Genomic DNA, 21653 nt, shown 5'->3' with positions numbered 1-21653 from the left:
ATATGAACGCGACGCCAGCTGTTGCTGATGATTTGATCGTTATCGGCAAGATTTACTCTGTTCATGGCGTTCGCGGCGAAGTGAAGGTGTATTCCTTTACTGATCCGACTGAAAACCTGTTGCAGTACAAAACCTGGACGCTCAAGCGCGAAGGTAGTGTGAAACAGGTCGAGCTGGTCAGTGGACGCGGGAGCGATAAGTTCCTGGTCGCAAAGCTCAAGGGTCTTGATGATCGTGAAGAAGCGCGTCTTCTGGCCGGTTATGAGATCTGCGTGCCGCGCAACCTGTTCCCTGAATTGACCGACGGCGAGTACTACTGGTACCAGCTGGAAGGTCTGAGGGTTATTGATCAACTCGGGCAATTGCTCGGGAAAATCGATCATCTTCTGGAAACCGGCGCCAATGATGTAATGGTGGTCAAGCCTTGCGCTGGCAGCCTGGATGATCGCGAACGCTTGTTGCCGTATACCGAGCAATGCGTGTTGGCCGTCGACCTGGCAGCGGGCGAGATGAAGGTGGAATGGGACGCGGACTTCTAAGCGTGGCTAATTTGCGCATTGAAGTGATCAGTTTGTTTCCCGAGATGTTCTCCGCCATCAGCGAGTACGGCATCACCAGTCGGGCGGTGAAACAGGGGCTGTTGCAGCTCACCTGTTGGAACCCGCGAGACTACACGACAGATCGACATCACACTGTGGATGACCGCCCATTTGGCGGTGGCCCGGGCATGGTGATGAAGATCAAGCCCCTGGAAGACGCGTTGGTTCAGGCCAAGGCTGCCGCCGGGGAGAAGGCGAAGGTAATTTACCTGTCCCCTCAAGGCCGTCAGCTGAAACAGGCTGGGGTCCGCGAACTGGCGAATGAGGAAGCACTGATTCTGATTGCCGGTCGCTATGAAGGCATTGACGAGCGGTTTATTGAAGCTCATGTCGATGAAGAGTGGTCGATTGGGGACTATGTCCTGTCTGGCGGCGAGCTGCCGGCGATGGTCCTGATAGATGCGGTTACACGACTGCTGCCTGGAGCTTTAGGGCATGCGGACTCCGCGGAGGAAGATTCCTTCACGGATGGTTTGCTGGATTGCCCGCACTACACCCGACCGGAGGTGTATGCGGATCAGCGTGTTCCCGACGTATTGCTAAGTGGCAATCACGCACACATCCGGCGTTGGCGTTTACAGCAGTCCCTTGGTCGGACCTATGAACGACGCGCCGATCTTCTGGAAAGCCGCTCGCTTTCTGGAGAAGAGAAGAAGCTGCTCGAGGAATACATCCTCGCGCGGGACGATAGTTAACAACGTATCGATGGTAGGTCCGACGACTTACCTTAGGAGCACAGCATGACTAACAAAATCATCCTTGCACTCGAAGCAGAGCAGATGACCAAAGAGATCCCTACCTTTGCCCCGGGCGACACTATTGTCGTTCAGGTGAAAGTGAAGGAAGGCGACCGTTCGCGTCTGCAAGCGTTCGAAGGCGTGGTAATCGCCAAGCGTAACCGTGGTGTGAACAGTGCTTTCACTGTTCGTAAAATCTCCAACGGTGTTGGCGTAGAGCGTACTTTCCAGACCTACAGCCCGCAAATCGACAGCATGGCCGTTAAGCGTCGCGGTGACGTACGTAAAGCCAAGCTGTACTACCTGCGTGACCTGTCCGGTAAAGCAGCTCGCATCAAGGAAAAACTGGCTTAAGTCCAGCTTCCCGATGCAGAAAAAAGCAGCCTACGGGCTGCTTTTTTGTGCCTGAAATTTGTCCATTGCCGGTATTTGCCCATGACCACCCGCCTCGAAGAAATCCAGCGTCGCACCGACCTGTCCGTGACCCACGTGACCAAGGCCGTGTTTCCGCCGACCACCAACCACCACAACACGCTGTTCGGCGGCACTGCGTTAGCCTGGATGGACGAAGTGTCGTTCATCACCGCTACGCGGTTTTGCCGTTTGCCGCTGGTGACGGTCTCCACCGATCGTATCGACTTTAACCATGCGATCCCGGCCGGCTCCATCGTTGAGTTGATTGGCCGTGTGATCAAGGTGGGCAATACCAGCCTCAAGGTCGAAGTCGAAGTGTTTGTTGAAAGCATGAGTGCTGATGGCCGCGAAAAAGCCATCCAAGGCGTGTTTAGCTTTGTCGCGATCGATGCCGACAAGCGGCCGGTGCCGGTGTTGCCTGGGTTTGTGGGCTGATCCGAGACCGAGTCGCAGCCATCGCAGGCACGCCAGCGCCCACAAGGAAATGCATCAGGCGGAAATGCATTTTCAGTGTGGGAGCTGGCGTGCCTGCGATAGGATCTACCAGCCACCACCTTCATTCGCCTGAGCCCCTATGCCCGCCATTGACCACCCTTTGATCGACCGCTTCCTCGACGCCCTCTGGCTGGAAAAAGGCCTGTCGGACAACACCCGTCAGGCCTATCGCAGCGACCTGGCGCTGTTCAATGGCTGGTTGCAGGAAAAAAACCTCGAACTGATCAATGCCGGTCGTGAGCTGATCCTCGATCACCTGGCCTGGCGCTTGGAACAGAACTACAAACCGCGCTCCACGGCGCGCTTTCTCTCCGGCGTGCGTGGCTTTTATCGCTACCTGCTGCGGGAAAAACTCATCGCCGTCGACCCAACTCTGCAAATCGACATGCCGCAGCTGGGTCGGCCATTGCCCAAATCCCTGTCGGAAGCCGACGTCGATGCCTTGCTCTCCGCCCCCGACCTGAGCGAAGCCATCGGCCAGCGCGACCGCGCCATGCTCGAAGTGCTCTACGCCTGCGGCCTGCGTGTGACCGAGCTGATCAGCCTGACCCTGGAGCAAGTCAACCTGCGCCAGGGCGTGCTCCGGGTGATGGGCAAGGGCAGCAAGGAGCGCTTGGTACCCATGGGCGAGGAGGCGATTGTGTGGGTCGAGCGCTACATGCGTGATGCCCGCGGTGAGTTGCTCGGTGGACGGCCCAGCGATGTGCTGTTCCCCAGCTTGCGCGGCGAGCAGATGACCCGCCAGACCTTCTGGCACCGTATCAAGCACCAGGCCAAGGTGGCTGGGATCGGCAAGGCGCTTTCGCCGCACACATTGCGCCACGCGTTTGCCACCCATTTGCTCAACCACGGTGCGGACTTACGCGTCGTACAAATGCTGCTGGGTCACAGTGACTTATCCACAACCCAGATCTACACCCACGTGGCACGCGCACGCTTGCAGGATATGCACGCCAAGCACCACCCACGCGGATAAAATAATGTCGGAAAAGGCCCTATTTACCCACTGCAGTCTGCCCTGCGGCCCAACTGTGGTAGGCTTTGCCGGTTAGCAAAGGGGACGGCCTCAGCCCGTATTTCCAGATCGGTGTTCCACACCCGTCCCTGTATCTGCCTTCAGGAGTTCCCATGCGCTTGACCCAGATTATTGCCGCCGCAGCGATTGCGTTGGTTTCCACCTTTGTTGTCGCCGATGACGCCGCCGAGCAAACGATTCGCAAGAGCTTGGCCAACCTGGCGCTCGACACGCCAATCGAAAGCATCAGTGCCAGCCCGATGGCGGGCCTGTATGAAGTCAAGCTCAAGGGCAGCCGCGTGCTGTACGCCAGCGCCGATGGCCAGTACATCGTCCAGGGCTACCTGTTCCAGTTGAAAGACGGCAAGCCGGTCAACCTGACCGAGAAAGCCGAGCGCCTGGGCGTGTCCAAGCTGATCAATGGTATTCCGGTGGCTGAAACCGTGGTTTATCCGGCCATCGGCGAGACCAAGACCCACATCACCGTGTTCACCGACACCACCTGCCCGTACTGCCACAAGCTGCACGCCGAAGTGCCTGCGCTGAACAAGCTGGGTGTGGAAGTGCGTTACGTAGCGTTCCCGCGCCAGGGCCTGGGCTCGCCGGGTGACGAACAGTTGCAGGCAGTCTGGTGCTCGGCCGATAAGAAAGCCGCCTTGGACAAAATGGTCGATGGCAAGGAAATCAAGGCGGCCAAATGCGCCAACCCGGTTTCCAAGCAGTTTGCCTTGGGCCAGTCCATTGGTGTGAACGGTACACCGGCCATCGTGTTGGCTGACGGCCAAGTGATTCCGGGCTACCAGCCGGCGCCACAAGTTGCCAAACTGGCACTGGGTGCGAGTAAGCAGTAATCGTCGAGCCTTTGACGATCTTGCCCCGTCGAACAGTCGGCGGGGCATTAATTGAGAGCCGCAGTTGTGCGGCTGTTTTTCACGGCCGGCCTTGAGTCGGCCGTTTCATGGGGAGTTCTTCAGTGAAACCGGTCAAAGTAGGCATCTGTGGGTTAGGGACCGTCGGTGGCGGCACCTTCAACGTACTTCAGCGTAATGCTGAAGAAATTTCCCGCCGTGCAGGGCGTGGGATTGAAGTGGCGCAAATTGCCACGCGTACGCCAAAGCCTCAGTTCCAAACGACCGGTATTGCGATTACCAACGATGTCTTCGCCGTGGCCACCAACCCTGAAATCGATATCGTCATCGAACTGGTCGGCGGCTACACCGTGGCCCGTGATCTGGTGCTGCTGGCCATCGAGAACGGCAAGCACGTGGTTACCGCCAATAAGGCGCTGATCGCCGTGCACGGCAACGAGATCTTCGCCAAGGCGCGCGAGAAGGGCGTGATCGTTGCGTTCGAAGCCGCCGTGGCCGGTGGCATCCCGGTGATCAAGGCGATCCGTGAAGGCCTGTCGGCCAACCGTATCAACTGGGTAGCCGGCATCATCAACGGCACCGGTAACTTCATCCTCACTGAAATGCGCGAGAAGGGCCGTACCTTCGAAGACGTGCTGGCCGAAGCCCAGGCCCTGGGTTACGCCGAGGCCGACCCGACCTTCGACGTGGAAGGCATCGACGCTGCGCACAAGCTGACCATCCTGGCATCCATCGCCTTTGGTATCCCGCTGCAGTTCGACAAGGCCTACACCGAAGGCATCACCAAACTGACCACTGCCGACGTGAACTACGCCGAGGCCCTGGGCTACCGCATCAAGCACCTGGGCGTGGCGCGCAGCACTGCGGCCGGTATCGAGTTGCGTGTGCACCCGACGCTGATCCCGGCCGACCGCCTGATCGCCAACGTCAACGGCGTGATGAACGCGGTGATGGTCAACGGTGACGCTGCCGGTTCTACATTGTTCTACGGCGCCGGCGCCGGCATGGAGCCAACCGCTTCCTCGGTGATCGCCGACCTGGTGGACGTGGTTCGCGCCATGACCAGCGACCCGGAAAACCGCGTGCCACACCTGGCTTTCCAGCCGGATTCGCTGTCGGCTCACCCGATCCTGCCGATCGAGGCCTGCGAAAGCGCCTACTACCTGCGCATCCAGGCCCAAGACCATCCGGGCGTGTTGGCTCAGGTCGCAAGCATCCTCTCGGAGCGCGGTATCAACATCGAGTCGATCATGCAGAAGGAAGTCGAGGAGCAAAACGGCCAGGTGCCGATGATCCTGCTGACCCACCGCGTGCTCGAGCAGCACATGAACGATGCCATCCGGGCGCTCGAATCTCTTCAGGGCGTGGTTGGGCCGGTCGTTCGTATTCGCGTCGAACATCTAAATTAATTCAGCTGCAAGCGCCAACTAAGCTCATAAGCTTGAAGCCCAAACCGAAGGTTTGCCCCTATGCGTTACATCAGCACCCGCGGCCAGGCACCGGCCCTGAATTTCGAAGACGTTTTGCTCGCCGGCCTTGCCACTGACGGCGGCCTGTACGTGCCGGAAAACCTGCCACGTTTTACTCAGGAAGAAATCGCTTCGTGGGCTGGCCTGCCATACCACGAGCTGGCGTTCCGGGTGATGCGCCCGTTCGTCACCGGCAGCATTCCGGATGCGGATTTCAAGAAGATTCTGGAAGAGACATACGGCGTGTTTTCCCACAGCGCCATTGCCCCGTTGCGCCAACTGAACGGCAACGAGTGGGTGCTTGAGCTGTTCCACGGGCCAACCCTGGCGTTCAAGGACTTCGCCCTGCAACTGCTCGGTCGCCTGCTCGATTACGTGCTTGAAAAGCGCGGCGAGCGCGTGGTGATCATCGGCGCTACCTCAGGTGATACCGGCTCGGCGGCCATCGAAGGCTGCAAGCATTGCGAAAACGTCGACATCTTTATCCTGCACCCGCACAAGCGCGTGTCGGAAGTGCAGCGTCGCCAGATGACCACCATTTTTGGCGAGAACATCCACAACATCGCCATCGAAGGCAACTTCGATGACTGCCAGGAAATGGTCAAGAACAGTTTCGCTGACCAGAGCTTCCTCAAAGGCACGCGCCTGGTCGCCGTAAACTCGATCAACTGGGCGCGGATCATGGCCCAGATCGTTTACTACTTCCACGCAGCCCTGCAGTTGGGCGGCCCGGCACGTTCGGTGTCGTTCTCGGTGCCAACCGGCAACTTCGGCGACATCTTTGCTGGCTACCTGGCGCGCAACATGGGCCTGCCGATCAACCAGTTGATCGTCGCCACCAACCGCAACGACATCCTGCACCGCTTCATGAGCGGCAACCAGTACGTCAAGGAAACCCTGCACGCCACGCTGTCGCCGTCCATGGACATCATGGTGTCGTCGAACTTCGAACGCCTGCTGTTCGACATGCACGGTCGCAACGGCGCCGCGCTGGCCGAGCTGATGAGCAGCTTCAAGAGCGGTGGCGGCTTCAGCGTCGAGCAAGAGCGCTGGACCGAAACCCGCAAACTGTTCGACTCCTTGGCGGTGGACGATGCACAGACCTGTGAAACCATTGCTGAGGTCTTTGCGCAGACCGGCGAACTGCTGGACCCGCACACCGCTATCGGCGTGAAGGCCGCACGCGAATGCCGACGCAGCCTGGACATCCCGATGGTGATCCTCGGTACGGCTCACCCGGTCAAGTTCCCGGAAGCGGTAGAGAAGGCGGGTGTGGGCAAAGCGTTGGAATTGCCGGAGCACTTGGCCGACCTGTTCGAACGCGAAGAGCGCTGTACGGTGTTGGCCAATGACTTGAAGGCCGTGCAGGCGTTTGTCAGCCAGCATGGCAACCGCGGCAAGCCACTCTGACCCAGCGGTTTTGCGTGGTGGACCAAGCCCGTCTTCGTGACGGGCTTTTTCATTCTGGCGAGCCATACTTGCGCGGCGACTGACAAGAACAATCAAGGAAACCCAACCGGTGAGTATATCGACCCGAGCACGCGTGTGGATGACGTGCGTGTTGTTGCTATTGCCGGTCTCGGCAAGCCTGGCCGCTGTCAGCCTGCCGTTCAAACTGGTGCCGGCGTTTATAGCCATGGAGCCCATGCCCCTGACGGCCAGCGAGCAACAATGGCTTGCAGCGCATCGGCCATTAAAGGTGGGCATCTCGATTGATGACTATCAACCGATTGATATCACACGCGACCGCAATCGCTACCAAGGCATCAGCGCCGATTACCTGAGCCTGATCGGCGCGCGTTTGAATGCGCCGATGCAAGTACTGGGTTTTTCCGAACGGGCGCAGGCGGTAGAAGCGTTGCGGACCGGTGCCATCGATATCCTCACCAGCGCCAATGCGCGCTGCTGGTTCACGTCACTCCCTGACGACCCCATAAAGACGATAAAGCGAACTTTCCTACGTCATAACCAGTCACTTAGGATAGAGGCAGCTGCCGTTGAAACGATTGTTCCCGAACTATTGAGTGGTGATCGAGATGGAAAGTATCAGCCTATTGCTCGAAGAAGCACTGAGCCCTTATCAGGTGACATTGACCACCGCAGGTGTGCAGGGCGAATGCCTGGTGACCGTTAAGAACCCGGCCGGCGCCATCGTTGTCGAGCGTGAAGTCGACCGCGCGCAATTGACTGATAAACGCGTGCTGGTGGATGTGGTGGATTGCCTGCTGCGCGACCTGAAAATCGCCGAAGGGCGTCTGGAGCCTTCCGTCATCGCGGCATTGCGCAACGCTGCCCAGACGCGCAATGGCGCCGCTGCATGAAGAATTGTTTATCTAGGGAAACTTCCTACAGCATGGCCGGTCAGATTTTGTAACAGCAAGAGCGAACATTGTGCTCCGGTGTTTGTGGCTTGTTGTACTGGTCTTTGTAGGCCACGTTTAACCCCGAAGTGTCTCCCCACTCTTCGGGGTTTCTTTTTGCCTGCGATTTGCCTTGTGATTGCTCAGCGCTCCGGCGAATCCTGGAAAAAGCTCGGGTTGTCGCGCAAATACTGCTCGCGCATGACCGGGTCCAACCACAACAAGTAGGACTGCAGAAGCTGTTCCTGTGGGATTTCGCGTAGTACCTGGTCGATCCGCGCGATCGCCTGGCGACCTTGGGGCGTGTCCGAGCAACCGATATGCGTACGCTGGTAAGGCGCTGAGCCCTTGATGGGATAGAACATCAAGTCCTGCGGCGCAATGCCCTGCTGTGTGGCGTGATAGCGGATTTCCGGCCAGTAGCCCAGCACCGCTTCCAGCCGCCCAAGGCGCTGCATTTGCAGCAGACTGCCAAGCGCGTCATTGCCGTAATGCAGTGCCAGGATGTGTGAGTCGACGCCTTTTAGCTGTGCATCGATGACCGGGCCGTAGCTGCGTTCGGCGGTCGCGCCAATGCGTGCTTTATGCGAGTCGAGAAAGGCTTGCAGGTCAAATTGGCCCTCGGCAATAAAGGGCGCCATTTGCTGATACTGGCTTCGTCGCAGGGTCACCCCGTTGCTCGCCACCACGAAGGCCTGGGCCGAAAACACAACGTATGTCGCGCGTTCCGGCGTCCATAGCAGCGCCGGGTCGCAGGTCAGCGAGGCTGCGCGCAGCATTTGAATGCTGCGGGCGCGGTTGACGTGCATCATGGTATGACGGTACTCCGGCAGGCGCTCGCTGAGTATCGGTAGCAACTGATCCAGTACGCCCTGGCCTTTTTTTGGCCCCTCGAAGATGGTCACTGGCGGCAGGTCGCGCAGCAGCCAGGTCAAGGTGTCCTGAGCATGCGAGGTGAGCGGCCATACGCCGAATACTGAGCCGAGCAGGCACAGCTGAATGAACCGACGCGTGCGCGGGTGAGCCATCAGATCGCGCCGTCCTCACGCAAGCGGGCAATGGCGGCCGTGTCATAGCCCAACGCATTGAGCACTACGCTGTTGTGTTCACCCAGTTGCGGGCCGACCCACTCACAACTGCCTGGCGTGTCCGAGAGCTTGGGCACGATCCCCGGCATCTTGAAATCCTTGCCGCCCGGCAACTTGGCCTTCAGAAACATTTCCCGCGCCAGAAACTGCGGGTCACCGAGCATGTCTTCGGCGCTGTAGATACGACTGGCCGGGACCTCAGCCTTGTTGAGCTGCTCAACCACTTGCTCCAGCGGCAGTGAGTTGACCCAGCGGTCGATCACGCCGTACAGCTCGTCACGGCGGCTGTCGCGCCCGTCATTGCTGGCCAAGACCGGGTCATTGGCCAGGTCCTCACGGCCAATCGCCGACATGAAACGCTTGAAGATCGCATCGCCATTGGCGCCGATTTGCACGTGCTTGCCATCGGCACTGGTATGGATCGACGAAGGCGTGATGCCGGGCATGATGTTGCCGGTGCGCTCGCGGATAAAGCCGAACACGTCGAACTCCGGGATCATGCTCTCCATCATTGCGAAAATAGCTTCATACAGCGCCACGTCCACCACCTGGCCAAGCCCGCCGTTGACCTCGCGGTGACGCAGCGCCATCAGCGCGCCGATCACCGCCCACAAGGCGGCGATCGAATCGCCGATGGAGATCCCGGTGCGTACCGGCGGGCGGTCGTCAAAACCGGTGATATAGCGCAAACCGCCCATCGACTCGCCCACCGCGCCGAACCCCGGCTGGTCTTTCATCGGCCCGGTCTGGCCAAAGCCCGAAAGGCGCACCATCACCAGCTTGGGGTTCAGTGCATGCAGGGTTTCCCAGCTCAGGCCGAGTTTTTCCAGTACGCCGGGGCGAAAGTTTTCGATCAGGATGTCGGCGTCTGCCAACAGCTGTTTAAGGATCGCCAGGCCATCGGGGTGCTTGAGGTTGAGGGTCAGCGACTGCTTATTGCGCGCCTGCACAAACCACCACAGCGAGGTGCCCTCATACAGCTTGCGCCATTTGCGCAACGGGTCACCGCCGTCCGGGGATTCAACCTTGATCACCTCTGCGCCGAACTCGGCGCAGATTCGCGACGCAAACGGGCCGGCGATCAGGGTGCCCAGTTCGATGACTTTCAGGCCGGCAAGCGGTTTGGCATTAAGCGACATGAGGATCCTTAGCAAGCGTGGGCGGTGGTGTGATGCCTTTTAACATAGGCGAGCCCCCTTGGGATAAGGATGATGCAGCGCAGTATTCGTTGATTGGCCCCGCCATCGGTTAGACTGGCCGCCTTTCCCTGTCTCTAGAAGCCCGTTCATGGCCCAGCCGTCCACGACCTACAAATTCGAACTCAATCTCACCGACCTCGATCGTTCGGTGTACGAGAGCGTCAAACAGACCATCGCCCGCCACCCTTCGGAAACCGAAGAACGCATGACCGTGCGCCTGCTGGCCTATGCCCTCTGGTACAACGAGCAACTGGCGTTTGGTCGTGGTCTGTCCGATGTGGATGAACCAGCCCTGTGGGAAAAAAGCCTGGATGATCGGGTTCTGCACTGGATTGAAGTCGGCCAGCCTGACGCCGACCGCCTGACTTGGTGCTCGCGCCGTACCGAACGCACCAGCCTGCTGGCCTATGGCAGCCTGCGTGTATGGGAAGGCAAAGTGGTGCCGGTGGCCAACAACCTGAAAAACGTACACATCGCCGCCGTGCCGCAGGAAGTCCTCGAGACCCTGGCCAAGGACATGCCGCGCGTGATCAAGTGGGACGTGATGATCAGTGAAGGCACGATTTTTGTGACTGATGATCGCGGCCAGCACGAAGTGCAGCTGCAATGGCTGGTTGGCGAGCGCGGTTGAAAACTGTGGGAGCTGGCTTGTGTGGGAGCGGGCTTGCTCGCGAAAGCATCAACGCGGCGTAACTGCTTGACCGAGGCGCCTGCATCGCAGGCAAGCCAGCTCCCACATTTGATCCACTGCATTTTCAACATCCCTGTTTAACCGTTGTATTAGAAGAGAAGCACCCGCCACCTCATGCGTATCGATCCTCGCCCGTTGCCCGCCGTCCTGCCGTTTCTCGGTGAACTGCCACCGCTGTTGACCCGTCTCTACGCCGCGCGCGGGGTGCAGTCTGAAGCCGAGCTGGACAAGAGCCTGGCGCGGTTGATTCCTTACCAGCAGCTCAAGGGCATCGATGCCGCGGTGGACCTGCTGGTGACGGCCTTGGAGCAGCGCCAGCGCATTCTCATCGTCGGTGACTTCGACGCCGATGGCGCCACTGCCAGCACGGTGGGCACCTTGGGCCTGCGTTTGCTCGGTGCGGCGCATGTCGACTACCTGGTGCCCAACCGCTTCGAGTACGGCTACGGCCTGACCCCGGAAATCGTCGCGGTGGCGCTGCAGCGCGAGCCGCAGTTGCTGATTACTGTGGATAACGGTATTTCCAGTGTCGAAGGCGTGGCGGCGGCGAAGGCGGCCGGTTTGCAGGTGTTGGTCACCGACCACCACTTGCCGGGCGATGAGTTGCCGGCGGCAGACGCCATCGTCAACCCGAACCAGCCCGGCTGTGAGTTCCCCAGCAAGGCGCTGGCCGGCGTCGGCGTGATCTTTTACGTGTTGATGGCTTTGCGTGCGCGGTTGCGCAGCCTGGGCTGGTACGACAACAAGCCGCAGCCGAACATCGGCGAATTGCTTGATCTGGTGGCCTTGGGCAGCGTCGCTGACGTGGTGCCCCTGGACGCCAACAACCGCATCCTCGTCCATCAAGGCCTGGAACGCATTCGTGCCGGTCGTGCGCGGCCGGGCATCAAGGCGATCCTCGAGGTCGCCAAGCGCGACCACGCGCGCATCACCTCTACCGATCTCGGTTTCATTCTCGGGCCGCGCCTGAATGCCGCCGGGCGCCTGGATGATATGAGCCTGGGCATCGAATGCCTGCTCACCACCGACTTCGCCGCCGCGCGGGAAATGGCGGCGCAACTGGACGGTATGAACCAGGACCGCAAATCCATCGAACAGGGCATGCAGCGCGAGGCGCTCGCCCAGCTCAAGGATTTGCCGGTGGAATCGATGCCGTACGGTTTGTGCCTGTTCGACCCGGAATGGCACCAAGGCGTGATCGGCATTCTGGCGTCGCGGATGAAAGAGCGGTATTTCCGCCCGACCATCGCCTTTGCCGACGCCGGCGACGGCCTGCTCAAGGGCTCAGGGCGCTCTGTGCAGGGTTTTCACATCCGTGATGCCCTGGCGGTCGTTGCCAGCCAGCATCCCAACCTGATCGCCAAGTACGGCGGTCACGCCATGGCGGCGGGTCTGACGTTGCCCGAGGCGAATTTCCCACTGTTTGCCGAAGCCTTTGACGCTGAAGTACGTCGGCAACTGCGTGAAGAAGACCTCACCGGGCGCTTGCTGTCTGACGGCACCTTGGCCGTGGAAGAGTTTCACCTGGAACTGGCGCGCGCATTGCGGCATGCCGGGCCGTGGGGGCAGCATTTTCCAGAACCGTTGTTTCACGGCGTGTTTCAGTTGGTCGAACAACGCGTAGTGGGCGAGCGGCACCTGAAAGTGGTGCTCAAGAGCGAATGCGGGTCAGTGAAGCTTGATGGCATTGCGTTTGGTGTGGACCGTGAAGTCTGGCCGAACCCGACGGTGCGTTGGGTGGAGTTGGCCTACAAGCTGGACGTGAACGAGTTCCGTGGGCAGGAAACTGTGCAGTTGATGATTGCGCATATCGAACCGCGCTAGTTATTCGGCACGCCGCAAACAAATGTGGGAGCGGGCTTGCTCGCGAAAGCGGTGGATCAGTCACAGCACGACCCGTATTCGCGAGCAAGCCCGCTCCCACATTTGGTTTTGCATACAGCCTAGAGTTACTCGGCTTTGTCCTTGGCCTGGTGCTTCACGATGATGTCTACCAGCCGCTGCGCCAGCGCCGGGTAGTTTTCATCAAAGTGATGCCCGCCTGGCAGCTTCACCGCTTCGCCAACAGCGGTCTTGTCGGTGCAGCCACTCTCGTCGACTTCTTCGGCGCCGTAGATGCACACCACTTTGTCAGCCGGCAGCTTGGCCATTTCCGGGCCGGTCGCGGCTTCTTTGCCGGCGTTGCCCAACCAACCTTCCACTTCGATTTCAAAGCTACCGGTACGTGCGAACGCCAGCAGGATGATTGCATCCACGCGCTGCTGTTCGTTTTCCGGCATGCGGTTGTAGATCGCCGGCAGTACGTCAGCGCCGAACGAGTAGCCGGTCAGGACGAAGCGCTTGGTGCCCCATTTCTGCCGGTAGTGCTGCATCAGTTCGGTAAGGTCTTTGGCGCTCTGTTCCGGGGTCTTGTGCTGCCAGTAGTAGCGCAGGGTGTCGATGCCGACCACCGGGTAGCCGATCTTGGCCATTTCACCGGCCACGTCACGGTCCAGGTCACGCCAGCCGCCGTCACCGGAGAGGAACAGGGTAACGGTGTCCTTGGCTTGGCCCGCCGGCACTTCCACCACAGGAATCGCCAGGCCGGCGTTGTCCGAACCGACCAATTGCTTGCGCAGTTCGTTGTTCAGCACTTGTGGGTAATGAATGTCGTAGTCGCTGATGCTGGTGGTCGCGCGCGGAGTGTCGCGTACGAAACTGGCGCTTTCATCGTCAGGGTTATCGTTCCACGCCACCAGCCAGTTGCCATGGGCGGAGGTCTTCGGCAGCGGGTCCTTGCAGCCTTCCTGTACCAGGGCGAAGCCGACGGAGATGGCGTTGGCCTTGTCGTCGTTCTGTGTGGCCAACCAGCGCCAGGCGAGCGCAGCGCCAGGGCCGATGCCGCTGACCAGGGTCGCCGGGCCTTTAAGCTGGGCCAGGGCGCTTTGCAGCGCTTGTTCCTGCAGCTTGCAGTCATCTTTTGGCAGGACCACTTGAACGATTTGAGCTGCGCCGCCCTTGCTCAGGGCAATCAACTGGCTGTCGGTCAGGGTTTCATCGGCCATCACGGCCACCGCCACACGGGCTTTTGCCGAGCCGTTAGGCGTTACACGGGTCATCACCGAGCCGTCAGCCTGGGGCAGTTGCTCCAAGGTCGGTTGCGGGGCAGGGCGGTTCCAGTACCAAAAGCCACCCGCCGCGATCAGCGCGAGCAGCACTACAAAGGCCAACACATACCGCCAGGAGCGTCGAATCATCAGCGTTTCACCAATCCAGTCAAGCCGCCCGCAATCAGGGCAGCGGTATCGGCCAGTGCCACCAGCGGATCAAGTCCTGCGGGCACGGCCATATAGCGGGGTTCCCAGTCAGGCTGGAACTTGTCTTTAAAGCGGCGCAAACCTTGGAAGTTATACAGTTGCTCGCCACGGCGGAACACCATTGAGCCCAGGCGTTGGGTCAGTGGGGCGCCACGGCGGGGTTGCAAGCCCGACAATGGCACCATGCCGAGGCTGAAGCGGGCGTAGTCGTGGTTCTTATAATGTTGAATCAGGCCAACCATCATGAATTCCATGGTCAGCTTCGGCGCGTCCGGGTGCGCACGCATCAGGTCGAGACTGGCCAGGTCGTGGTTGTAAGTCTCGAGCAAGTTGGCGAAGGCCACCGGGCGCCCTTCGAAGCGAATGATCGCGATGCGAAAGTGCTTGAGGTAGTCGTCGCTGAAACGGCCTAGCGAAAAGCCCTTTTCCCGCACGTTCTTGCCCGTCAGCCAGGCATCGGAGATGACTTTGAGTTCATCCATCGGCGCCTGGCCCGGGTCGAAGATCTCCAGGGACAGGCCGTCCCGGGTGCCACGGTTCCAGGTGTAGCGCAAATCCTTCATCTCTTTGCCCTTGGCTTCCAGGTCAAAGCGTTTCAGGTCGACGCGGGCTTCTTCACCCAGCTTGATCGCGGTGAGGCCAATGTCCATGTAGTACGGCAGGTTCTCGGCGCGTACCTGGTAGAACACCGGGCGCGCGTGATGGATGTCGCACAGGTCACGGAACTGCCAGATCATCTCGGCGCGCGGTTGGGTCGGGCCGATTGGGTCATACAAAGCCACCAGGCTGCGCCCGCGACGGGCGTACATCAGGAAGGCTTCATCGTTGGGGTGGAACAGCAGCGCCTTGTCACCGGTCAGTGCCAGGCCGCCGTCGGGTTGGGACGAGGCCATCAAGATCTTGGTGGCGCGTTCCAGTTCATCCGGGGTCGGCAGGTGGATCACCGGGCGCGCGGTGCGCAGCAACCAGGTCAACGAGACGATCACCAGCAGCACCGCCGCACCCAGCAACGAGCGCAGGCCGCGTGGGGCGTTGGCATCCAGGGTGAACTGCCACCACAGCTGATGGCTGTAGGGTACGTCTTGATAGGCAAACAGCAGCAGCCAGATCGAGGCCCCCAGCACGCACACGCTGGCCACCAGGTAGAGCGGCGAGAACGGCAGCTCGGTCAGGCGGCTGGCGCGGTAGAACGAGCGCCGGAAGATCGCCAGCAGCACGGCGGTCATGATCATCAGGCTGGCTTCTTCCCAGTCGAAGCCTTTAAGCAGCGAGAGCAGGGCGCCGGTCAGCAGCAACACCATGGTCAGCATCCAGGCGGCGGATAAACGCCGACGCAAACCTTGGGCAAGCAACAGGCACAGCACGCCGATCAGGCTGGCACCAAAGTGCGAGGCGTCAATCAGGCGGTGGGGAATCAGGAAGCCGATGTTTTCCAGGCGTGAGTCGATTTCCGGCGTTGCGCCGGAAAACAGCAGGACCACGCCGGACAAAAAAACCAGTACGGCCAGCACCGGTGCGGCCAAGCCTGAGGCCACCCGCAGGCTTTGCTGGGTCTGGAACAGGCGCTGGGCTTCGTTGACCAGCAGGAACACACAGGCGATCAGCAGCGGCAGTACCACATAGATCATCCGGTACAGCAGCAGGGCGGCGGCCAATGGCGCGGCGCCCAGCTTGTCGGCAAAGGCGGCGAGCAGAATCGCTTCGAATACACCCACGCCGCCCGGTACATGGCTGAGCACACCGGCGGCCAGGGCCAGCAGGTACACCAGAAGGAAGGGGCCGAACGGCGGCGCTTCCGGCAGCAGCATATAAAGGACGGTGGCGGCGGCGGCGACGTCCAGTGCGGTAATCACCAGTTGCAGGAGCGTCAGGCGCCGGCCGGGCAGGCGCAGCGTGCGGCGACCCGCCTTGACCAGCAGGTTGTCCGGGTAGGGTTGTTCCGCCAGGCGGCGGCGATAGATGCCGATGCACAGCGCGACCGACAGCAGCAGCACCGCACCCGCAATGCCACCCAGCAAACCTTGCGACAGGTGCAGGTAGGTCGATGCTGCCGGCAAGTTGCTCAGCGTGGCCAATGCAGCCAGCGGCGGCAGGGCGCAGCCCAAGGCCAGGCTGGCGAACACGGTCATGTGCGCGACTTCTGAAGCCCCGATGCCATGGCGTGCATATAAACGGTAGCGCACCGAACCGCCGGAGAGCATCGACAGGCCAATGGCATTGCCGATGGCAAAGGCGGTGAAGCCACCCAGGGCCAAGGTTTTGGCGGGCAGCTTCACCCCGGCATAGCGCGCGCCGGAGAACTCATAGCCCAACAGAATGATGAAACCGATGACCGCCGCCGCAAACGCACCCAGCAGGGCGGGCTTGGGCACTTCCAGGATCGAGTCGTGGAGAGCGTACAGGTCCAGTTCCAACAGCAGGTGTCGGCAGGCGATCAGGGCGATTGCGAACAGCAACAGGGTAACGGCCAACCCGATGGGCTGACGGTATTTGCTCAACAGATCCAGCCAGCGCAAACGGGCGGGTGTGATCGGTTGTGTCGCTGTGACGGTGTCTTGTGGTTCAGACGAGTTGGCGCGCATCAATCACCTCGTGGATTGTGCGCGACAGGATGGAGGTATCCAGCCAAGTTACCAATCCCTATGGACAAAATAATTACAAATATTAACGCGTATCGCCGGGTGCGGCGACTGCGGCCATTGGTCGTAGAGGGTAGCGCTTGAGCATTGAGCATAGCGTGCAATGAGATGGACTCTACAAACCGTATACGGTTTCATGAAAGATGCCATGCCATTGTTTCAGAAGAACTTTTTCGCCAGATACAAAAAAGGCCACTCTTTCGAGTAGCCTTTTTTGATGTTTGGTTGCGGGAGCCGGATTTGAACCGACGACCTTCGGGTTATGAGCCCGACGAGCTACCAGACTGCTCCATCCCGCGTCTGTGGGCGGCATTCTACAGCGCAACGACGAGGTGTCAACCGTTAATCGGCCGATGGGTCAAATTAGTGTGAATTAGTGGCTCAAGCGACCTAAGTTCTCGGGGCAGCCCGTCGTGAAGTTCACGCGCTCTGGTCTTTAGAAAATAGACGCGCACAAAAAAGGCCACTCTTTCGAGTAGCCTTTTTTGATGTTTGGTTGCGGGAGCCGGATTTGAACCGACGACCTTCGGGTTATGAGCCCGACGAGCTACCAGACTGCTCCATCCCGCGTCTGTGTGTCGGCATTCTACAGAGGAACGCAGGTGTGTCAACCTGTGAATAGAAGAAAAGCGCTTGTGGTTCAACCGCTTAGCTCTCCAAAGCGTGCCTTGGAAGGGCTCGGGGCCAGTCGGGCCGAGGGTTTCAGCTCTATCGATGGGCTGATTTCGATTGAAAAAATAAATTCATCTGCGATATTTCCCACCGTTCAAACGGAAGATTCAAACTACTGGTGCTATATACAGGTGTGAGTGCGATACTGGCCGCCCGTTGGATTACACCCTCTGTTTATATGACGCAGCGCAAAATCATCCACGTCGACTGTGATTGCTTCTACGCCGCCATCGAGATGCGCGACGACCCGAGCCTGGCGCAAAAGCCCCTGGCGGTTGGCGGCTCGGCGGACAGAAGAGGGGTGATCGCTACCTGCAACTATGAGGCGCGGGCGTATGGCGTGCGGTCAGCCATGTCGTCACGCCACGCCTTGAAGCTGTGCCCGGACCTGACCATCGTTAAGCCGCGCATGGATGCCTATAAGGAAGCGTCGAAGGAAATCCAGACGATCTTTCGTGATTACACCGACCTGATCGAACCGCTGTCACTGGACGAAGCCTTCTTGGACGTCTCTGACAGCCCGCATTTTGGCGGCAGTGCCACGCGTATCGCCCAGGACATTCGCCGTCGGGTCTCCAACCAACTGCACATCACCGTGTCAGCAGGTGTTGCGCCGAACAAGTTCCTGGCCAAGATCGCCAGCGACTGGAAAAAGCCCAACGGCCTGTTTGTGATCACCCCGGACCAGGTCGAAGACTTCGTGTCCCAGTTACCGGTAAACAAGTTGCACGGCGTCGGCAAGGTCACCGCCGACAAGCTGGCGCGCCTGGGCATTGAAGACTGCCTGCAATTGCGTGAGTGGAACAAGCTGGCGCTGGTGCGTGAATTCGGCAGTTTTGGCGAGCGGCTCTGGAGCCTAGCCCGTGGGATTGATGACCGCGTGGTGCAGAACGATAGCCGCCGGCAATCCATCAGTGTGGAAAACACCTACGACGTGGACCTGCCGGATCTCTCAAGTTGTTTGGCGAAGCTGCCCGAGCTGATGGAAACCCTGGCCGGGCGTATGGCGCGCATCGACAGCAGCTATCGGGCGGGCAAGCCGTTCGTCAAAGTGAAGTTTCATGACTTTACCCAGACCACCTTGGAGCAAGCCGGGGCAGGGCGGGATCTGGAGAGTTATCAACAGCTGTTGACCCAGGCGTTCAATCGCGGCGGCAAACCGGTGCGGTTGCTGGGGATTGGGGTGAGGTTGCTCGACCTAAGCAGCGGTAATGAACAGCTCGAGTTCTCCTGGTAGAAACCCAAAACCAACTGTGGGAGCAGGCAAGCCAGCTCCCACAGGTGATTTCTGTGAAACCCAAAACCAACTGTGGGAGCAGGCAAGCCAGCTCCCACAGGTGTATTTCGGTGTTCTCGGGAATTCAGCGAGCCCCAGGATCCGCCACCAATCGCCCCGCATCCTTGGTCAGCGCCTGCAGAAACTCCTGCTGCAACTCGGGATCATTGCGGGTCAGTTCGATCAGGCTTTGTTCCAGCTCACTGGCTTCTTCTTCCAGGCCCAGTTCCGACAGACGCTTGACCCTGTGCACCCACTGGTTGACTTCGTCATCTTCCAAGTCGTCGTAAATCAGGCCATGGGCTTCCAGCAACTTGCCGCGCAGGGTGTTGCTGATCGCCAGGGTGGAGTCCGAATGCACGTCGTCCTGGCCATCTTCCACGCTGATCTTTAGGGTCGTGACGCGGTTCAGGTCCTGCTCGGCAAATGGGCTGTCCAACAGGTTCAGGCGCAGTACGCCGTTGCGGTCGGTGGTCAGCTCATGGGTCTGCTTGCCGGCGGTGACCTGTACCGGGCGTTCGCTCCAGGGCAGGCTCGAATACTCCGTGCGCTTGTCGCGCTGGACTTCATCAATGCCGGCCAGGTTCTGTTGCGCACGGCCGTGGGATTGCACGTTCATGAACGGGTTAATGCCGTCCACGCCGTAGCTCAGCCAGTCGCGGGTCATGCTGGTGGGCAGGTTGCCGAGGGCGAAAATGTTCGCCACGTTGGCCCCCGCGCCCGCCACCAAAGCGACCGCGCCCAGTGGCATCTCGTAGAGTTTGCGCCAGGGTTGGTAGGGCGTGTAGCGATCGTAACGGCGGGTGACTTCGAATTCGGTGACCTCAAAGGTCTTCTGCTCGTGAATGCGAACCCGGCGTTGCGGCAGTTCCAGCACTTTGGGTTCGCCTACATCGATCTGCAGGCTGTGATCGAGCAACTTACGCTCGATCCGCTCCTCGTGCTCACTGCGTTGCGACATCTGGTTGGCGCAGCCGCTGACCAGCAGGGCGCCGCACAAGGCGGCGCCCCCCAGGGCTCTGGTGTTTCGCTTGAACATGACTTCTCTTGATCTGATTTTCAGCGACGAATACGCGCCTGAAGGAAAGACAGCACGTCAGCCACCGGCAACGGTTGGGCTTCGGCTTCGGTCCGGCTCTTGTATTCCAGATTGCCATCGGCCAGGCCGCGGTCACTGACCACTATCCGGTGCGGGATGCCAATCAGTTCCATGTCGGCGAACTTGATGCCCGGGCTGGTTTTCTTGTCCCGGTCATCCAGCAACACTTCAAAACCGGCGGCCGTGAGTTCGGCATACAGTTTGTCGGTGGCTTCGCGTACTTGCTCGGTTTCGTAGCGCAGCGGTACCAAGGCCACTTGGAACGGCGCCAGGGCGTCACTCCAGATGATGCCTTTCTCGTCGTTGTTCTGCTCGATGGCAGCAGCCACCACGCGGGACACGCCAATGCCGTAGCAGCCCATGTCCAGGGTGATCGGCTTGCCGTTCTCGCCCAGCACTTCGCACTTCATCGCCTTGCTGTACTTGTTGCCCAGCTGGAAGATGTGCCCGACTTCGATGCCGCGCTTGATTTCCAGGGTGCCCTTGCCATCCGGGCTTGGGTCGCCGGCCACTACATTACGCAGGTCGGCCACGGTCGGAACCGGCAGGTCACGTTCCCAGTTCACGCCAAAGTAGTGCTTGTCGTCGATGTTGGCGCCGATACCGAAGTCGCTCATCAGCTCGACCGAACGGTCGATGATGATCGGCAGCGGCAGGTTCAGCGGGCCGAGCGAGCCGGCACCGGCGCCAATGGCGTCGCGCAGTTCGGCATCGCTGGCCATGACCAGCGGGCTGGCCACGCCAGGTTGCTGGGCAGCCTTGATTTCGTTGAGCTCGTGGTCGCCACGGATCACCAGGGCGATCAGCTTGCCTTCTTCTTCGGCGCGCACGATCAGGGTCTTGATGGTCTTTTCAATCGGCAGATTGAATTTTTCCACCAAGGCCGCGATGGTCTTGGTATCAGGTGTGTCCACCAGGCGCAGCGCTTCAGCCGGTGCTGGGCGGGAAGTCTCGCGTGGCACGGCTTCGGCTTTCTCAATGTTCGCCGCGTAGTCGGAACCGTTGCTGAACACGATATCGTCTTCGCCGGAGTCGGCCAGCACGTGGAATTCGTGGGAGCCGGCGCCGCCGATGGAACCGTTGTCCGCTTCAACCGGGCGGAATTTCAGGCCCAGGCGCGTGAACACGTTGCAGTAAGCCTTGTGCATGCGGTCGTAGGTGACCTGCAACGAAGCTTGGTCGGCGTGGAACGAATAGGCGTCCTTCATGATGAATTCGCGGCCGCGCATCAAACCGAAGCGTGGGCGGATTTCGTCACGGAATTTGGTCTGGATCTGATACAGGTTCAGCGGCAGCTGTTTATAGCTGCTCAGCTCGTTGCGCATCAGGTCGGTGATCACTTCTTCATGGGTCGGGCCAGCGCAGAAATCGCGGCCATGACGGTCCTTGAAGCGCAGCAACTCAGGGCCGTACTCTTCCCAGCGCCCGGATTCCTGCCACAGCTCAGCCGGTTGGGTGCTCGGCATCAACACTTCCAGAGAGCCGGCGGCGTTCATTTCTTCGCGAACGATCGCTTCGACCTTGCGCATCACCTTCAAGCCCATGGGCAGCCAGGTGTACAGGCCGGAGGCCAGTTTGCGGATCATACCGGCGCGCAGCATCAGCTGATGGCTGATCACAACCGCGTCGGAAGGCGTTTCTTTCTGTGTGGCGAGCAAATATTGACTGGTACGCATGGTAGGCCGTTGTCGGTTGCTTGGACTTGAAATGACTTGGGATTGTACGGGCGCAAACT

At 59.9% G+C, this 21653-nt stretch carries 18 protein-coding genes, 2 tRNA genes and 1 pseudogene; 13 read left to right on the top strand and 8 right to left on the bottom strand.

Features of this window, described 5'->3' with window-relative positions; all coding sequences use genetic code 11:
• Nucleotides 1-2 precede the first annotated feature (2 nt).
• The 10 genes and pseudogenes from rimM to GJU48_RS19510 all read left to right on the top strand — a co-directional run bounded on the left by rimM (nucleotide 3) and on the right by GJU48_RS19510 (nucleotide 7919).
• Nucleotides 3-539: a ribosome maturation factor RimM gene (gene rimM, locus GJU48_RS19555; protein ID WP_094951945.1), complete on the top strand. Its 537-nt coding sequence runs from the start codon at nucleotides 3-5 to the stop codon at nucleotides 537-539.
• Nucleotides 521-1294, top strand: coding sequence for a tRNA (guanosine(37)-N1)-methyltransferase TrmD (gene trmD, locus GJU48_RS19550; protein ID WP_016977714.1), 774 nt, complete (start codon nucleotides 521-523; stop codon nucleotides 1292-1294). Before rimM ends, trmD begins: the two co-directional genes overlap by 19 nt.
• 45 nt (nucleotides 1295-1339) lie before the next feature.
• Entirely contained in the window at nucleotides 1340-1690 is a 351-nt protein-coding gene (gene rplS / locus GJU48_RS19545; protein ID WP_003175895.1) for a 50S ribosomal protein L19, read from the top strand.
• A gap of 81 nt (nucleotides 1691-1771) precedes the next feature.
• Entirely contained in the window at nucleotides 1772-2185 is a 414-nt protein-coding gene (locus GJU48_RS19540; RefSeq protein ID WP_094951946.1) for an acyl-CoA thioesterase, read from the top strand.
• A gap of 139 nt (nucleotides 2186-2324) precedes the next feature.
• Nucleotides 2325-3221: a site-specific tyrosine recombinase XerD gene (gene xerD, locus GJU48_RS19535; protein WP_094951947.1), complete on the top strand. Its 897-nt coding sequence runs from the start codon at nucleotides 2325-2327 to the stop codon at nucleotides 3219-3221.
• 152 nt (nucleotides 3222-3373) lie between these two features.
• On the top strand, nucleotides 3374-4111 hold the full coding sequence (locus GJU48_RS19530; RefSeq protein ID WP_094951948.1) for a thioredoxin fold domain-containing protein: 738 nt from the start codon (nucleotides 3374-3376) through the stop codon (nucleotides 4109-4111).
• 122 nt (nucleotides 4112-4233) lie between these two features.
• On the top strand, nucleotides 4234-5538 hold the full coding sequence (locus GJU48_RS19525) for a homoserine dehydrogenase (RefSeq protein WP_094951949.1): 1305 nt from the start codon (nucleotides 4234-4236) through the stop codon (nucleotides 5536-5538).
• A gap of 60 nt (nucleotides 5539-5598) precedes the next feature.
• The gene (gene thrC, locus GJU48_RS19520; protein WP_094951950.1) at nucleotides 5599-7008 is read left to right on the top strand and encodes a threonine synthase; all 1410 of its coding nucleotides are present in this window, start codon (nucleotides 5599-5601) and stop codon (nucleotides 7006-7008) included.
• A gap of 139 nt (nucleotides 7009-7147) precedes the next feature.
• Nucleotides 7148-7495: pseudogene (locus GJU48_RS19515) on the top strand (hypothetical protein); the annotation flags it as partial.
• 139 nt (nucleotides 7496-7634) lie between these two features.
• The gene (locus GJU48_RS19510) at nucleotides 7635-7919 is read left to right on the top strand and encodes a DUF3509 domain-containing protein (RefSeq protein WP_094951953.1); all 285 of its coding nucleotides are present in this window, start codon (nucleotides 7635-7637) and stop codon (nucleotides 7917-7919) included.
• A 182-nt stretch (nucleotides 7920-8101) separates the two neighbouring features.
• On the opposite strand, the gene GJU48_RS19505 is transcribed toward GJU48_RS19510, so the two are convergent.
• Together GJU48_RS19505 and GJU48_RS19500 are read right to left on the bottom strand one after the other, a co-directional pair.
• On the bottom strand, nucleotides 8102-8986 hold the full coding sequence (locus GJU48_RS19505; protein WP_094951954.1) for a TIGR02285 family protein: 885 nt from the start codon (nucleotides 8984-8986) through the stop codon (nucleotides 8102-8104).
• Complete coding sequence (locus GJU48_RS19500; protein ID WP_094951955.1) at nucleotides 8986-10185, bottom strand: CaiB/BaiF CoA transferase family protein; 1200 nt, start codon at nucleotides 10183-10185, stop codon at nucleotides 8986-8988. Before GJU48_RS19500 ends, GJU48_RS19505 begins: the two co-directional genes overlap by 1 nt.
• A gap of 148 nt (nucleotides 10186-10333) precedes the next feature.
• On the opposite strand from GJU48_RS19500, the gene GJU48_RS19495 reads away from it, so the two are divergent.
• Both GJU48_RS19495 and recJ read left to right on the top strand, forming a co-directional pair.
• Nucleotides 10334-10876 carry a YaeQ family protein gene (locus tag GJU48_RS19495; protein ID WP_003193952.1) on the top strand — a complete coding sequence of 181 codons (543 nt, stop codon included), beginning with the start codon at nucleotides 10334-10336 and terminating at the stop codon, nucleotides 10874-10876.
• Between the two features lie 174 nt (nucleotides 10877-11050).
• A complete protein-coding gene (gene recJ / locus GJU48_RS19490; protein ID WP_094951956.1) occupies nucleotides 11051-12760 on the top strand; it encodes a single-stranded-DNA-specific exonuclease RecJ in 1710 nt (569 codons plus the stop codon).
• A gap of 125 nt (nucleotides 12761-12885) precedes the next feature.
• On the opposite strand, the gene GJU48_RS19485 is transcribed toward recJ, so the two are convergent.
• From GJU48_RS19485 to GJU48_RS19470, 4 genes are all read right to left on the bottom strand, one after another.
• Nucleotides 12886-14172, bottom strand: a complete 1287-nt coding sequence (locus GJU48_RS19485; RefSeq protein ID WP_094953857.1) for a virulence factor family protein — start codon at nucleotides 14170-14172, stop codon at nucleotides 12886-12888.
• The gene (gene mprF / locus GJU48_RS19480; protein WP_094953856.1) at nucleotides 14172-16814 is read right to left on the bottom strand and encodes a bifunctional lysylphosphatidylglycerol flippase/synthetase MprF; all 2643 of its coding nucleotides are present in this window, start codon (nucleotides 16812-16814) and stop codon (nucleotides 14172-14174) included. Before mprF ends, GJU48_RS19485 begins: the two co-directional genes overlap by 1 nt.
• 279 nt (nucleotides 16815-17093) lie before the next feature.
• Nucleotides 17094-17170: transfer RNA gene (locus GJU48_RS19475), tRNA-Met, on the bottom strand.
• A gap of 194 nt (nucleotides 17171-17364) precedes the next feature.
• Nucleotides 17365-17441: transfer RNA gene (locus GJU48_RS19470), tRNA-Met, on the bottom strand.
• 280 nt (nucleotides 17442-17721) lie between these two features.
• On the opposite strand from GJU48_RS19470, the gene dinB reads away from it, so the two are divergent.
• Nucleotides 17722-18780 (top strand): DNA polymerase IV, encoded by a 1059-nt coding sequence (gene dinB, locus GJU48_RS19465; RefSeq protein WP_094953014.1) that lies wholly within the window; start codon nucleotides 17722-17724, stop codon nucleotides 18778-18780.
• Nucleotides 18781-18904: 124 nt separating this feature from the next.
• Here dinB and GJU48_RS19460 read toward each other — a convergent pair whose 3' ends face one another.
• Nucleotides 18905-19858, bottom strand: coding sequence for a hypothetical protein (locus GJU48_RS19460; RefSeq protein WP_094953013.1), 954 nt, complete (start codon nucleotides 19856-19858; stop codon nucleotides 18905-18907).
• Nucleotides 19859-19878: 20 nt separating this feature from the next.
• A complete protein-coding gene (locus tag GJU48_RS19455; protein WP_094953012.1) occupies nucleotides 19879-21594 on the bottom strand; it encodes a proline--tRNA ligase in 1716 nt (571 codons plus the stop codon).
• Between the last annotated feature and the right edge of the window lie 59 nt (nucleotides 21595-21653).

It is taken from the genome of Pseudomonas sp. IB20 (assembly GCF_009707325.1).
Classification (GTDB): domain Bacteria; phylum Pseudomonadota; class Gammaproteobacteria; order Pseudomonadales; family Pseudomonadaceae; genus Aquipseudomonas.
This window is presented reverse-complemented; position numbering and strand designations above follow the sequence as displayed.